A 16066-nucleotide genomic window follows, 5' to 3' on the forward strand; every position below is an offset into this window, starting at 1 on the left:
TTTATGCCCTAGATGTCCTTGAACAACGACAAAAAGCCGCCAGCGGCAGCTTTATTTCATCTCGGATAGTCTCGTAGCTTTGACAACATAGCTTGCCAATCCAGGGAAAAGTCGAACCAGGGTCGGATAAAAGCGATTGGTTTTCGCAAAAGCAAGATTCTGAATGGTTCTCGCCCTTCGAAGCAATGGAGCAAACTCACGCTTGGCTTCGAGTGTGTACTCGCTTTGCCACTCGGTATAGTCAATTTCGTCCTTAAGATATGCATCTGTCCACCGCGAACAGAGGATCGAAGAACGAAGGGCGATGGACATGCCATCTCCACACAAGGGTGGAATCACCATCATTGCATCTCCAATATGTGGATAATCAGACCATGGCTCCGGTACGTTGGATAGCTGCAATGGTGCAACAGATACTTGGGTTCCCTGAACGGTTTCACCTTCTGTTAAACGGGCTGCAAGACTTGAATTCGTCTTGGCTGCTGCCTGCAAGATTTCCGGCACTGATTTGCCGCTCCCCTGCACGGAATCCAACGTCAGGAGTGCTGCAACGTTTACCGTATCATTTTCAATGGGAGAGATTCCAACGTAGCCGCCATCGCAAAAATAGAGTTCCACTCTCGCTGGTATGTCGATGCCTCTGTAATGAGATTTGACACCGACATAGATCGTCTCGTCTCGGAGTCCTTCTGCGCTGTTTGATCCTCGCAGTTTTTTACTACCGTATGCCCCGATGACAGCCTTGGCTTGATAACATATTCGTTCGTTACCCTGTTTAACCTCCACTTCATAACGATGATCCTCAAGTTGCTGAATAGAAGTGATGTTCACTTTGGTCAAAATTTCAGCTCCGGCAGCATGTGCCTGCTGGTGCAGCTGCTGATCCAGCTCATATCGGCTTATCCCGTATGCAAATCCAGGCAAAGGTGCTTCAATCTCGCCACCATCCGGCATCGTAATTCGGGCATGATCCATGCTGCTGGGGGTCTTCTGCTGCTCCAGCAGATGGATGCCCAGATGCTCCAGCATCTCCCTCGTTTCGGGAGACATGAATTCTCCACATGTTTTATGGCGTGGAAACTGCTGACGATCCAGCAGCAGCGTTCGGTATCCTTGCCGAGCCAGTTCAATGGCACAGCTACTGCCCGCAATACCCGCCCCGATAATGATCACATCCTTTGATCTCGTCATGTTAGTGCACCTCCCTTTTGAGGAATCACCACAGAATATCGGAACAACGGTTTCCACTCATAGGTCATTGTGTCATGGTTCAACCGTTGCTTAAGTTCCCGCCAATCTTGGTCTGTGAATCCCTTCGCTACCGACAGCGGCCCATCATGACGGATATAACGATTACGCGAAATAAGCCTTGTTGTAATCCATACCGCCTTATAAGACACCGTATGACGATGGATATCATTGATAACCACGCCATATCTGGAAGCTCGCAGCATATGAGATACCATATCTACAAGCTGTTCTCCCTCAAAATGGTGAATAAACTGCGATCCTGTCACAATATCGGCTGCAGCATCTGGCAGCGTAGTTAGATCAGCACGCTTTACTCGAACACGCGGCTCGTGATGGAATAGCTCTCTGGCCTCTTCACAGGCCTCTTCCGTCAGATCCACCAACGTAATATGCATATCGATACCTCGATCCTTCGCCCATTGTAGCAACTTCAGATTCACATCTCCTGAACCAGCGCCCACATCCAGAATTGTCAGCTCATCCGGTCTGCCCATGGAGTTCCACAATTTATCGATGCCTGATACTGTAGGGCCGGGCGCAGCAAATATTTTGTTCAACCGCCGCAGATGCCGAAGCGCTTCACGCAATTCTTCTCCGCCCACGGAGAAGTCATCCATCAATTCTTCTTCCTTGGCACGACTGCCCAATCTTCTAAAGAAGGACATGAGCCTGCTCCTCCATTACCGATGTTATAGCTGGAACATAGGTGAATTTCATTAGTTCTGCCGTAAGTCCAGGCCCAAAAGCCATCGCTACGCCTTCCGTAGACAACTGTTCCAGCTTTTTCATATCCATACGCATCGCCTGAAGCACAAACAGAATTGTATTCGAGGACAAATTACCGTAATCTCTCAAAATATCCCGACTGTACTTCGTCTGTTCCGGTCTTAGACTCATGACTTCCTGTACAGAATCTACGATTCCTCGTCCGCCAGGATGGATCGCCCACAGTTCAGGAAGCTGCTCGCTCTGCAGCAAAAGACCTAACTCTTCTTGGAGATGGTTTCCCAGCAACTTCGGAATTCGGGGCGACAGATGTAGATCATATCCGTAATCAGCCACTTCCCAAGTCATGTCCTCCGTCGAATCTGGCAAAAGCACCGAATATCCGGTTCCCAAACTTAAGTAGTCTCTATGCCTCTCTTCAGGCGTGCCCACGATGGATGCGGAAGCTGCGTCCCCAAAGAACGATGCCGCAAACAGTGCTTCCCGATCCTTTACCGGCTGGAAATGAAGTGTGCACAGCTCCACGCAAACAATCAACACTTGAGAGCCTGGTGCACCCTGCACAACGTCACGTGCCATCTGTAAGGCTTTTAATCCTGCTGCACAGCCTTGAAAAATGAGCGGTAATCGATTCACACGAGCAGAAAGTCCAAAGTGTTGGATGAGCTGCACGTCGAGTCCCGGTAAATACTGCCCGGTGCAGCTGACCGTTATCATGTGAGTTATCGTTTCGGGAGAGATCCGCGCGTCCTCCATCGCTTCTTCCGCTGCCTTGATCGCCAGAGGGAGTGCTTCCCGCTGGTATGTATCCATTCGTTCCCGTGTCGTCGGAATCTCAGGCTGTTCACCCGAAGAGATATAACGACATTCATCCAGAGAGCCAAGATAACTCGGTTCCACGGTAAACCGTGTCTCTACACCGCATGATCTGAAAATGCGCTTGGCAAAGCGGGCCAGATCCGGTCGATCATGTAGTGAAGAAGCGATAAGCTCCGCGATTTCCGGCTGAGCTACCATGTGCGCAGGGAGAGCTGTCCCCATACCAAGGATGGCGATATCACTCGAGTTGTTTGGATTCATAATAACCTCCTGATTTTGGTTATGATTTCCTGTAATTAACACCTCTTACCCTTTATGAAAAGGTTGTAACCCCCAAAATGGTATTGATGCATATAAAATAACAGCACAGATGATTAAACCGTAACGTAACATCACTGTTTCTCAATGACGAGTTCTTAGCTATGACTGTATATTTTATTAAGATGCCTGCTTACTCAGAAGCCCTGTTTAGGGAACTTTAAAATTTCATAAAAAACACCTTCCAAGATGAATCATTCCGATGCAGATTGCATGCGGCTGTGATCATCTTTAGAAGGCGCTATATCTATTTTTATTCTATTTATATCTCGTTGACTACTTGTATGTTTCCTCATTCCAACATTAGATTAATCGATGATCCTTAATTCTTTCCAATCTTCAGCTGCTTTCGAATTGGATTCGACCAGTAATTTTAACGATACCCCGGTCAGGATCTCTCTCAAAGGATAATAGATCCTATTCTTCCACCTGATTTGTTTATCCGGATTTAGAGTGAAAGACTTGTCTTGATACTTCACGATGATTTCATTCTTACTGCGATCTACACTGCCATCGATCAGTTTCACTAACTCATCTACAGGAGTATAGATTGTAGAGTCCATCGCTCTGAATGTTCCTTGACCCTGGAATTGCATATATTCCCCTTGGTATTTAACTGGCACAGGATCATTAATGGTTAAATAATTGGCCAGGTCAAATGTATAAAAGTACTCTCTCTGACTTGAAGCGTTAATGACATTTCCGCTTCTGGAAGGTGTCATCAGATTAGAGCCAATGACTCGTAATGCACCTTTATTTAACAATCCAGATTGCATAATGTGATCCGTATTATTATTATTCACCCAACCCAGTCCGAAGTCAATCGCAGAAGATCCACCTGTCGTATTAATAGGGATCGTTTGGATTAGTTTCGCGGATGAGGTGTCAAATATACGGTATTCTTCCTTTCCAGGAACGCGACGGCCATTCTCCGTATAGTTAACCCAGAGTACAACATATTTCCCGTTAGGACTAAACTGCGCAACACCGAATATGTAATTCGCCTTAGCTGAATTGGATTCGAGTAATGTATGTGCCTTGCCGTTAATAATCAATTCGTGTTTGAACATTCTTTTTTGCTTCGTTTGCTTATACATTGTAGATGAAGTTAACATTTTCTTGTAGACGTAGTCATCCGTGTTTTTTTTTCTATAGGAACCTAGTCTGCGCTTGCTCCCATCTGGCCTGATCTCGTAAGAATATTCACCGGGATTGTCGACATAACCTCGGCCAGAAACGTAATATTTCCCTGGCGTAACATATAACGAACCTTTAGTTGGTTCTGGATCGAAATCATTATGAAATAACAAATTTGTTACATAAAGACTCGTGTGTTCGGAAGGTCTTTCTTTAGTTCTATGTATTAACTTATTCGTTGTTAATGAATATACGAGATACTCACGTGTTCCTTTTTCGACAACATACATGTTCGCATCTGGATAAATTGCATCAATTGTACCCGTAGATTTATTTACATTTCCTATTATGGATACCTTGTTAGAGCGACTATCGAATTTCAAAATTTGCTGAGTAGATCCAGTGTATAACGTGCTGTACCTAATCCAAGGGCTCTTTGTATTCGATCCATCTGCTTCACTAAAAGAATAGTCCTTTGATTTGTCTATAAAATCAATTACCGTATCTTCATGAGTAAACAGACCTGTCGAATAATCTACAATCGTCTTTCGAACGATAGGCTCTTTCGTTTCGTTCTGCGAATAAGTATGATACATCCATTGAAAATATATTTTTTGCTTTGCTCCAGCTTCTTCCTCACTAGCCATTGCTACTTTTCCTGGAAAGATGTAACCCCAAAAAAATAACAAAAATAGTAAGAATACTGTAAAATGACGTTTTTTCATCTTAATCTCCTGTCTAAAAGTAGTGTAAAAACTTTCAGTACTATTATAAAACTGAGAGATATAAGCTTACCAGGATCAACAATCCAGTTTATCTTGTGAATAAAGCCCTACATTAGGAAAATTCCTGCCTTTGTCACTACGAAAAGCCGCCTACCGACGGCTCCCCCTAAAGTTAACGTTTTTTAAACGCTAGCTTGGTTAAAAACACCCTTCAACTTGTCACTCATCAAATACCACGCATCTTCAGCCATCTGAAGATCGCCATGATGTGTAAAGCCGTGGACTGCTCCCTGGTATTCCTTAAGAGTCACGCTCACGCCACTTGCTTCCAACTTCGCTGCGTATGCACGTGCTTCCTGGGCTAGAGAATCTCTCTCAGCAGTAATGATCAGCGCTTCAGGCAAATTAGAGAGCGAATCGGCGAGTATAGGAGAAACTAGCGGATTCGAAGCATCCTCTGGTTTCATCAGATACATCGTATTAAAAGTCCTAGCCACATCGGCTGGAATCGCTTCTGGAAAACCAGGTTTCTCCGCCGGGTCTGTTGCCAGATCCAATACAGCATAATCGATAATCTGCAGCAAGATCGGGAACTCATTCCCACGTTCCCGATTAAGCAAACATACCGCCGTAGCCAGATTCCCTCCGGCACTGTGACCGCCAATAGCGAACATCGATACATTAGCAGAGAACTCATCTGCGTGAGTATGGACCCATTTCACCACATCGTAACACTCATAAACCGCTGTTGGAAATTTGTGTTCAGGTGCTAGCTTATAATCAATGTTCACAACCATACATCCTGCACGATCTGCAATTAAACGGCACCAGGGATCATCCCCGTCCGCTTGCCCCAGCACAAATCCTCCGCCATGCATGTTAAAGAACACGGGCAAAGTTAAAGCTGGTTCGTTCTGCCGATTGGGCACATATACCAGTACTCGCGTGTCTCCAGCCGAAGTGGGGATCATGTATTCTTTTACTGTAACATCATATGTAATACTTGGTTGGAGTCCTTGATCATTTCCCGAGCTATGCTGACGCATTTGTTGAACCATGGCAATCTGCTGCTGTTGATCCATTCCCATTCACTCCTTCGTCTTTGTTCCAAACGGGGATACTGACACCACTCCATGTGGCATCATTCATTCTATTCGCTCAGCGTCTCCTGAATCCTCTTTGGTAGCTTCTGCACGATCAGGTCATAGGAGTGATCAATCATGGCATATATGTCTTCGTCCGGCAGGGAGCCGTCGAGCATCACGGTATTCCAGTGTTTTTTATTCATATGGTAACCGGGCTTAACGGCCTTATGCTGCTCTCTCAGGTTCTCTGCAATAATCGGATCACATTTCAGATTCAAACGGCTGTGCTCTCCACTCCCTTCAAACAGAAGAGCAAACATTTTGTCCGCTACCTTAATTACGGCTGTTTCAGGCCCGAATGAAAATTCTTTAACGGCTCCTTTTTTGGCAAGACAATAATTCATCATGGTTTCCATCCCATTGCCCCCTATACACTTCATTCATCTGTCTTCCATTTTACCGAATGTATGTTTGGCTGTAAATGCAGTTCAACATTTAACAATACAAATAACAAAACAAAACCTCCTCCAAAATCGGAGAAGGCTCAATATATTGTCGTTCAGTTATGTGGCTTGGTCACTGCGCGTTTTGCCCCGGCGCTGTTGGCCCTGATAGGAGGCACGGCTTTTTGTTTTGCTGTGCTCCCCTTTAGGGGTTGTGCGAGATGTCTCTCCACCTTTGTAGGGATTCGACTGCTCACTACGTGCAGGACGTGAACCACTCGTATGGCGATCCTCGGCTCTGCTGCCGGATGCCATTTTATCCCGCTTGGTAAACCATTCGGACTTCGGCTTGCGAGCCGGATTTGTTTTGTTTTTAGCAGGCTTGCCGCCGTAAGCTTTGGAAGCCGGTTTCGTTGAGCTCATTTGTGCAAATGCAGGCATGTTTGTCATCGGATAAGGATGATCCTTCACCTCGGGAATCGATTTTTTGATCACTTTCTCGATATCTTTCAGGAAAGGAAGCTCATCCTTCTCACAGAACGAAATAGCCATCCCGCTTTTACCAGCTCGACCCGTCCGTCCAATACGGTGAACATACGTCTCTGGAATGTTGGGCAGATTGAAGTTGATGACATGAGTTAATTCCTCTACATCAATTCCTCTTGCTGCAATATCGGTTGCTACGAGCACACGCGTTACACCACTTTTAAAATTGTTCAGTGCCCGCTGGCGTTCGTTCTGCGACTTGTTGCCATGAATGGCCTGTGCCGTCACATTAATTTTAGCCAAATCCCGCGTAACCCGATCAGCCCCACGTTTCGTGCGAGTAAATACCAGTGCGGTAGCTATGGATTCATCCTGCAAAATATGATTCAACATGTTCTGTTTCTTGCCATGCTCCAGCAAATATACAGATTGTTTGATGCGATCTACGGTTGAAGAAACCGGAGTAATCTCTACTTTCACAGGATTCACCAGCAAGGTTTGCACCATCTTCACAATCTCTGGCGGCATCGTTGCTGAGAAAAATAAAGTCTGTTTTTTGTTTGGCATCTTGGCAATGATACGTTTCACATCGTGGATAAAGCCCATATCCAGCATACGGTCAGCTTCATCCAGTACGAGAATCTCCACCATTTTCAGATCAATCTGCTTCTGATTCACAAGATCCATCAGACGTCCAGGTGTAGCAATGACAATATCTGCCCCTTGCTGCAATGCACGCTCTTGCACCTTTTGAGATACTCCACCCACAATTGCAACCGAACGAATGTCGGTGTATCTGCTGTAGACTTTAATGTTATCAGATATCTGGATGGCAAGCTCTCGGGTCGGGGACAAAATGAGCGAGCGAATCGCACGAACGGACTTTGCCTTTTTATCTGCCGGCTTTCCTGAAGCCCCTTGTTTCCCTTGGCTGCTTTCACTCAATAACTGAATAATGGGCACCGAAAATGCTGCAGTCTTGCCTGTTCCCGTCTGGGCACAACCGAGTAAATCTCGGCCTGCAAGCACTGCTGGTATGGACTGCTCCTGAATCGGAGTAGGTTTGGTGTAATTAGCTCTTTTCAACCCTTCCAAAATCGGAGGGATAATGTTTAATTCCTGAAATGTCATGTTATCTCCTTCATTTACGCAAATCTCTACATAAAACGAATCTTTATGTCACACGTAACAGTTAAGGATAACATTTAAAAAGGATTCTGTATACTTTTTTGATATTTATTTAATGATAAGCCCCATTAACCCTGCAAAGATAGCCGCTTGATGCGGTGCAATGACACACCCAGCTAAATCTTCAATTGTAAGAACCAGAGCATCCAATTCACAATCACTCAGATCCATACCCTTCATTGCTGTTCCGGTAAACGTTACCTGATTCAGCTTGCATGCGCCAAATGTGATCTTCTGTAATTTCAAATAGGCAAAGTCAGCACCGATCAAGCTACACTCGGAATATTCAACCTGTTTGAGATGCGCAAACCGGAAATTACTATAGTCACATACACTCTGCAAAACGCTCACATTTTGCCACCTGCTGCCGGAAAAGTCCGTACCAACCAGCTTGCAATTCACCCACTCCGTGCGATGCATAAATGTATTTTGCAGATTCACATTGGAAAAATCACAGTGTTCAAACCGCACATCTGTAAATTCACAGTGTTCAAGTGAGGATTCCAGAATGGTTACATGCCGGAAGATAACGTTCTCAAATGCTGCCTTGCTCACTTCCTGCAAATCCAGCGTTATATTCTCTATCAACCTGTCTCTGTATTCTGTTTTTGATTCAAATGTATACATCGGCTCAGGTTCAAGCAAATGTTCCTGTAGCTTGGGTTTCTCTATTTTCATACTAGCCTCCTTTGATCGCAACAACTCGCAGCCTGGAAATATCCAGATTCCATTGCCCTTCATGGCAAAGCTGCGCTTCTACTTTCTTTTCGACATTCTCCATAATCATTTCCTGTTCATCTGGTTCAATATCCCGGAAAAGATACGAAGCAAAGCTGCTCAACCATTGGCGGACTCCCTGTTTCAAAGGTCTGATCGTATCCATATGTTGGATAAATAACACCCGGAATCCTTGCTGTTCAAGCAAACTTGAAAACTCTCCCACGGTAGGGTGATACCACGGGTTACGCCCTTCCCAACTGTATCCTCTTGCAAGTAACTCGTCCCGAACCGCATGAAGAAGGATCGCCGTATTACCGCTTCCTGCAAACTCAGTGACCAGACGCCCGCCTTCCTTCAGCGCCAATTGTATGGTTTGCACAACTGCCGGGGCATCGGACATCCAATGTAATGCGGCATGAGAAAAAACAGCATCATAACGCTCCGGCGTCTGATAATGACCAGCATCTGCTGTCTGAAAATCCAGTTCGGGATATTTCTCCATTGCCTGTGCAATGCTCTCTTCCGAAAAATCAATCCCGGTGGTGATCGCTCCGGTTGCCGCAATCTTAGCCGTTAGTGCGCCATTCCCACATCCCACATCCAGAATGCATTCTCCTGGAGATGGCTGCAACATCGATAATAGTGATTCAGACTGTATAGGGAGCTTCGATTGCATCGAGAGTATGGATTGGATTGATTTTAGAGGGTGTATAGAATGGTCCGATTCGTTGAACTGATTCTTATCCTGTGAGCCTTTTATTAAAAAAAGTTGCTCTTGCTCTTCGGTATTCATAACATCTCTCCTTTATATTAGAGACATAAAGTATCTTTAATAACTTAAATCAATCTGAGAGTGATGTCAATCGATTATTTAATAACGTATGTAATCTTATTTAATCCAATCATAGTTTAATCTAGTCTAGTCTGATCAAATTCTAAGATGAAACGTTCTTCAGATAATTTTACGCAAAAATAAAAAAAGGCGTGCCCTCAGGTTGCATATCACCTGCAAGACACCCCCCATTCTATTTTAGGCAGAATCCATGGCAAAAGCTGGCTTAATCTCCTGCAATAAGTTTGGAGAAGATTGGCGCTTATACGCCCCAAATAAGCTCTGTCATGATCGTTAGCGTTTAAGCCCTCATCCTATTCTCACCATTAAGCCTGTATCTCAAGATCCGTGCTTCACTTGCACTAGCACTTGCACGTTAGCTTTCCCTCGGGCTTGCACTTGCATTTCCACCAGCACGCTTACACCAGCACTTATACCAGCGCCACTGTCTGTAACTCGGCAACCGACTCAGCAGTTGTTTCAGTTTGAACTTGAAGCTGTTTCCCTTGTAACAGTTTTACAATATCACGCGTCAGCGCATCCACGTTTTCTTGGCGAGTCGCCCAACTGGTGCAAAAGCGAACCGCGCTGCGAGAGTGATCTACCTTTTCCCAGAATGTAAACGTATAGTGCTGACGAAGCTGTTCCAATAAAGAATCTGGCAGAATCGGGAACTGCTGATTCGTTGGAGAAGCATACAGGAATTCCACCCCGTGCAACACAAGCGTATCATGAATTCTCAAAGCCATATCTACCGCATGACGCGAAATATCCAGATACAAACCGTCTTCAAACAACGTTTCAAACTGTATACCAAGCAATCTGCCCTTAGCTAGCAGGCCGCCTTTTTGCTTCATAATATAACGGAAGTCCCGCTTCAACGTGTCATTCAAAATGACCACCGCCTCGCCCATCAATGCACCAATCTTGGTTCCGCCAATGTAAAACACATCGCACAAGCTCGCAAGATCTGCCAACGTCATATCACAATCTCTGGATGCAAGAGCGTAACCCAGACGCGCTCCATCGATAAAAAATGGCAGACCACACACTCGGCTCACCGCATACAACTCTTCAAGTTCAGCTTTGCTGTACATCGTGCCATATTCGGTCGGTTGAGATATGTATACCATGCCAGGCTGTACGCTGTGCTCCGGTGACGATTCCTGCTTGTGAGCATCATAGATCGCTTGAACTTGTGCAGCGGTGATTTTGCCATCCAGACTCGGAGCCGTGAGAACTTTATGTCCTGTCGCCTCAATCGCACCTGTCTCATGAACAGCAATATGACCGGACACCGCTGCAATGACACCTTGATGTGGACGGAGAATAGAAGCAATCACCGTTGTATTGGTCTGCGTACCTCCGACGAGAAAATGTACATCTGCATCGTCGTTTCCGCATGCCTGCCGAATCAACAAACGAGCACGCTCACAGTGAGCATCTGTGCCATAACCACTCGTTTGCTCCATATTAGTCTCTATCAATCGCTGAAGAATGCGTTCATGTGCACCTTCGTTATAATCACATTCAAATCGTATCATCGTGCCCTCTCTCCTGCCTTCTTGTTCAACTTCTCTTGGATGTTCATCATGGAGGTATAGACCTCTTGAATCTCTTCTTCACTCAGGTTCTGCATTAATTTCAAAATCTGCTGATCGGATCGGTCATTCAGTTCATCAAACAGCACCTGCCCTTTGTCCGTCAGACGAATCAGACTAACCCTGCTGTCTTCAGTAGAATCCACCTTAATGAGCAGCCCTTCCTTGGCCAGCTTGTTCACAATGCGGCTCATGTAGCTGCGATCAATCGAGAGTGTATCGACCAGATTGTTTGCAATGCTTTCGCCCCGCATGCCAATCTCGATGATGACCCGTACTTCGGCAAAAGAATACCCTGTCCCGAGAATATGCTTATCAAGCACCCCGAGTATATTCGTATAGAAACGGTTAAACCGTCGTATATCCGCCAAAACTTCCGGTAGAATATGCTGAGAGTTCATCGCGAAGCCTCCCTGTTAGTGGACAATGTCAACATTATAATAATCAAGTTTGTGGACAGTGTCAACATTATTTTTCCATATTACATTTAGAACATACCTGTCAGCAATGCAATACAACTGTATGTGGCGTAGCACAGAACTGGTCAAGTTCATTCACACCTCCCAGTGAATCATTCACCTTAGTACAAAGGGTATTTCTATACACTTTGTACTTGATTAGGCGCAAAAAAGCCGCGCAATGCGCGGCTCTATTACTCAAATTACTCAACGAACTTGGCGAAGCATCCTACGAGTGATTATGTTGAACTTGATGCAATCGGCTATAGATGCCTCCGGCAGCAACCAACTCTTCATGATTGCCTTGTTCAGCGATACCATCGGTATTCACCACAATAATGCGATCCGCATTTTTAATCGTAGTCAGTCGGTGAGCAATCACCAGTGTTGTTCTGCCAACAGACAATTCGGCAAGAGATTGCTGGATGAGTGCTTCCGTTTCCGTATCCAGAGCAGATGTCGCTTCATCCAGAATCAGAATGGGCGGATTTTTGAGGAACATACGGGCGATGGACAAACGTTGCTTTTGCCCTCCAGAGAGCTTGACTCCACGTTCTCCAATGATTGTATCCATGCCGTCCGGCAGGCTCAGAATCAAATCTTCCAATGAAGCACGGCGGGCCGCCTCCCAGATCTGATCCTCGGTCGCCGTCAGGTCGCCGTAAGCAATGTTTTCTTTAATCGTGCCTGAGAAAAGAAATACATCCTGTTGTACAATCCCAATATGTTTGCGTAGCGATTGCAGCTTAATATCACGAATGTCGACGCCATCTACTGTGATTCGGCCTTCCTCTACCTCATAAAAGCGCGGAAGCAAGCTGCAAATCGTCGTTTTCCCTGCACCCGAAGGCCCTACAAATGCTACCGTTTCCCCCGGACGAACCGACAAACTAATTTGATTCAGAATACGCCGGCTGGACTCATAACCAAACGACACATTTTCGAAGCGAATATCGCCCTTCACCTCACGCAGTTCAACCGCATCGTTGCGATCTGCAATCTCAGGCTCGGTGTCAATGATCTCCAGATAACGTTTGAAACCTGCAATCCCTTTTGGGTAGCTCTCAATTACGGCATTAATCTTCTCAATCGGGCGGAAGAAAATATTCGACAAGAGCAGGAATGCCATAAAATCGCCCATGTTGATTCTGCCGTCAATGTAAAACCACGCTCCGCTGATCATCACAAACACGGTAACAAGACGCATCATCATATAACTGACCGAGATGCTTTTTGCCATCGTTTTATACGCGAGCAGTTTGGTTAGACGAAAATTAGCGTTATCTTCAGCGAACAGCTTTTTCTCATGCTCTTCATTGGCAAAAGACTGAACCACACGCATCCCACCTACGTTATCTTCAATCCGTGCATTGAAGTTACCTACATCACCGAAGAGTCTCCGGTACGTCTTGGTCATCCGTCCACCGAATATGATAATAACCCACGCCATAATCGGGATAATGATAAACGTCAACAAAGCCAGTTCCAGATTAATATTGGCCATCAGCCAGAACGAACCAATCAGCGTCATCACGGCGATAAATACATCCTCTGGTCCATGGTGAGCTACTTCGCCAATATCGTTAAGGTCATTCGTGAGATGACCGATCAGATGCCCAGTTTTGCGATTATCAAAGAACCGGAAAGAAAGCTTCTGCAGGTGAGCGAACATTTTCTCCCGCATACTTGTTTCAATGTTAATCCCCAGCATATGCCCCCAGTATGTAACGACATAGTTCAATACCGTATTCAGTGCGTAGATGGATAATAATACGATACAAGCAAGTAAAATAAGTGGCCAGTCCTGTCCTGGTAGCAGCTCATTAATGAATTTACTAACAGCAAGCGGAAATGCCAACTCCAGCAACCCCGCGAATACAGCACAGCCAAAATCGATCAAAAACAGTTTTTTATACGGTCGATAATACGAAAAAAAACGACGAAGCATTTCGATTCACACTCACTCTCCATATTCATATTCGGTCTATACAGTGTATACCATTCTATACAGTCTTCCAAAACATGTAAACCTATTCTCGTTTATCTATAACTAAAAGCCTTCTCCATATCATAGAGAAGACTTTTTGTATGTTATTTCTGCGAATACGATCGAACGATGGAGATGATCGAATGATTTACTTCGTTTTTTACTTTTTCAATGAAACTTCAAATAGAGAGCCAGCCTCACCCGCAAATACAATACGGCCGTTTTCGGGTAAGACTACCTCATTCTTACTACTAATTACAGTGTGATTAATACAAACACCTGTCTGGTCATATACTGCAAAAGCTCCTTTTGCAGGCATCTTCACCGTCATGATCTTACCTTTGGCTGCTGCGGGTACCGAGAACCATCTGGCATTAGCATCTGGCTGAATGGTTATCTTGGATTGCTTGCCTGCATAAAGTACTTTAACAATCTCTTCACTTGCGTATTCATAGCCTGTTAAATTAATATACTCCATACCATTTTTCCTGGAAAAGTAGATATCCCTCGCATCCCTGCCAGCCATACCGGGAATCTGAAGTTGATTCACTGCATGGTCGGCTCCAACAATTTTGTGGTTGATCATATACCCCGGAACCCCATTCACTGTATACAATGGAATAATGGTTGAAGCATGCAGATATACCGTGGAGCTATATTTTTCATTCATCAAATAATACTTTTTCCCTTCACGCTGATCCCATGCCGCCTGAATATCTTTGGGCAATGGATTGTTTTCGAGCTTTTGTGCCGTATATTCCGAGAAAGCAAGTTGTCCTAACCCAGGTACAGAAAGATAGGATCGAGACCACAAGTAAACATGACCGTTCGACTCTTCAACAAATTTTAATTTTTCTGTGCCTTCCTTATTCACAAATGTTCCATCCGACGTGTAGAAGTACTGACTCGAAGGACTATTCGGAACGATTTGGGGAGTAATCAACAGTTCTCCGGCAGTGTTCACATCCACTTTCGATACGGAGTTATTTCCTCCATAAAATCCTGCATACTCAGACATCGCTTTTGGCATATCAGCTTTCACAGGTACGCCGAACGATTTAACCGGCTTGCGTTCTTGAATTATACCTTTGTTCTCGAGTGCGCTAAGTAACAGTTCGCTCGCTATGAATTGATCGAGTGCGCTCGAACCTCCTGAAGAAGTAACGGCTGCAGCCAAATTATGCTCTGGAAGTACGACCAGGGATGAATGATAGGATACGGTATCCCCACCCTTCGTAACAGCCTTGATACCGTAGTCACTGAATGGGAACAAGTCCACACTATCCCACCCTAATCCGTAAGATATAGAAGTATCACTCTCTTCTGGCCACATGCCTCTTTGGTATTCTTTTTGCTCCATCGCTTCTACCGACTTGTTGGAAAGAATCCCTTGAACCTCACCTGTGAAGATTTGTGAAAATTTCACCAGATCCTTAGCGGTGGAATATATACCTCCGGTAGCGATGATATTATAATTCTCTTGTGGAAGCTGACCCTCATACAAAGGAGAATAAATTGCCGCCATTTCTGCCGAGTTGACTACATCCTGTGGTGTTTTGGTGTGATTCATGTTCAGAGGCTCTGTAAAATATTTGTGTATATATGCTGTAAAGCTCAACCCACTGACTCTCTCAACCAGAAGTTCAGCCAATGTAAATGCATCGTTAGAATATACCGAATACGCTCCTGGCTCTGCCTTCAAATTCTGTGTCGCTAGTTGATCCAAGAAAGTATCATGTGCAAATGTATCATTATCCCCATACATTGTTGCATTGTGGCTTGAAGTACCAAGAAGACCAGCCGAATGATTCAACAACATGCGTGGTGTGATTTGTTTGTAGCGAAGATCTTTCATCTTAAATTCTGGAATATAGTTCGTCACGGGCAGGTCCAGATTCACCTTACCTTCATCCACAAGCTTCATAACAGAAGCTGCAAGAAACATTTTACTTGTTGATCCTATGCCGTAGATCGTATCCGATGTTAGAGGTACTTTCCCATGCTGGTCATTCTTGCCTGTCTGTCCAGAGACTATAATCTCTCCCTGATCGATAAGAGCGAACTGCACACTTGTTGTCCCGTATGTTTCGGTTAATAACTGGGCCTTTTCCATCACCGTTTTCTTGGTTGATTCATACGTCAGGTCACTGCTCTTATTGACATCTGGTGCAGCCATAACAGTCCATGGAGTCAACAGCATCACCAGACTCAACATAGCAATTGAAGTCCGTCTTTGGACTACTTTCTGGAGCAAACTCTTGCCTTTGTTCCTTTTTTCTTCTGTTTTCAT

13 protein-coding genes are annotated in these 16066 nt (G+C 44.9%); all 13 read right to left on the reverse strand.

Annotated features, from left to right (window positions below; genetic code table 11):
* Window positions 1–51: 51 nt before the first annotated feature.
* On the reverse strand, window positions 52–1191 hold the full coding sequence (locus ACR8BL_RS03170; protein WP_434751270.1) for an NAD(P)/FAD-dependent oxidoreductase: 1140 nt from the start codon (window positions 1189–1191) through the stop codon (window positions 52–54).
* Window positions 1188–1916, reverse strand: a complete 729-nt coding sequence (locus tag ACR8BL_RS03175) for a methyltransferase domain-containing protein (RefSeq protein WP_434751271.1) — start codon at window positions 1914–1916, stop codon at window positions 1188–1190. Before ACR8BL_RS03175 ends, ACR8BL_RS03170 begins: the two co-directional genes overlap by 4 nt.
* Window positions 1903–3057 carry a type III polyketide synthase gene (locus ACR8BL_RS03180; protein WP_434751272.1) on the reverse strand — a complete coding sequence of 385 codons (1155 nt, stop codon included), beginning with the start codon at window positions 3055–3057 and terminating at the stop codon, window positions 1903–1905. The genes ACR8BL_RS03175 and ACR8BL_RS03180 overlap by 14 nt, the downstream gene beginning before the upstream one ends.
* 365 nt (window positions 3058–3422) lie before the next feature.
* A complete protein-coding gene (locus ACR8BL_RS03185) occupies window positions 3423–4976 on the reverse strand; it encodes a hypothetical protein (RefSeq protein ID WP_434751273.1) in 1554 nt (517 codons plus the stop codon).
* Window positions 4977–5158: 182 nt separating this feature from the next.
* A complete protein-coding gene (locus ACR8BL_RS03190) occupies window positions 5159–6058 on the reverse strand; it encodes an alpha/beta hydrolase (protein ID WP_434751274.1) in 900 nt (299 codons plus the stop codon).
* Between the two features lie 68 nt (window positions 6059–6126).
* On the reverse strand, window positions 6127–6477 hold the full coding sequence (locus ACR8BL_RS03195; RefSeq protein WP_434751275.1) for an MmcQ/YjbR family DNA-binding protein: 351 nt from the start codon (window positions 6475–6477) through the stop codon (window positions 6127–6129).
* Between the two features lie 147 nt (window positions 6478–6624).
* A complete protein-coding gene (locus tag ACR8BL_RS03200; RefSeq protein ID WP_434756548.1) occupies window positions 6625–8121 on the reverse strand; it encodes a DEAD/DEAH box helicase in 1497 nt (498 codons plus the stop codon).
* 105 nt (window positions 8122–8226) lie between these two features.
* Window positions 8227–8856: a pentapeptide repeat-containing protein gene (locus ACR8BL_RS03205; RefSeq protein ID WP_434751276.1), complete on the reverse strand. Its 630-nt coding sequence runs from the start codon at window positions 8854–8856 to the stop codon at window positions 8227–8229.
* Between the two features lies 1 nt (window position 8857).
* Window positions 8858–9691, reverse strand: coding sequence for a class I SAM-dependent methyltransferase (locus tag ACR8BL_RS03210; RefSeq protein WP_434751277.1), 834 nt, complete (start codon window positions 9689–9691; stop codon window positions 8858–8860).
* Between the two features lie 470 nt (window positions 9692–10161).
* Complete coding sequence (locus tag ACR8BL_RS03215; RefSeq protein ID WP_434751278.1) at window positions 10162–11274, reverse strand: threonine aldolase family protein; 1113 nt, start codon at window positions 11272–11274, stop codon at window positions 10162–10164.
* A complete protein-coding gene (locus ACR8BL_RS03220) occupies window positions 11271–11732 on the reverse strand; it encodes a MarR family winged helix-turn-helix transcriptional regulator (protein ID WP_434751279.1) in 462 nt (153 codons plus the stop codon). Before ACR8BL_RS03220 ends, ACR8BL_RS03215 begins: the two co-directional genes overlap by 4 nt.
* Before the next feature lie 286 nt (window positions 11733–12018).
* Window positions 12019–13737, reverse strand: coding sequence for an ABC transporter ATP-binding protein (locus tag ACR8BL_RS03225; protein WP_434751280.1), 1719 nt, complete (start codon window positions 13735–13737; stop codon window positions 12019–12021).
* Window positions 13738–13936: 199 nt separating this feature from the next.
* A complete protein-coding gene (locus ACR8BL_RS03230) occupies window positions 13937–16066 on the reverse strand; it encodes a serine hydrolase domain-containing protein (protein ID WP_434751281.1) in 2130 nt (709 codons plus the stop codon).

The organism is Paenibacillus amylolyticus, from assembly GCF_051136285.1.
Taxonomy (GTDB): Bacteria; Bacillota; Bacilli; order Paenibacillales; family Paenibacillaceae; genus Paenibacillus; species Paenibacillus amylolyticus_F.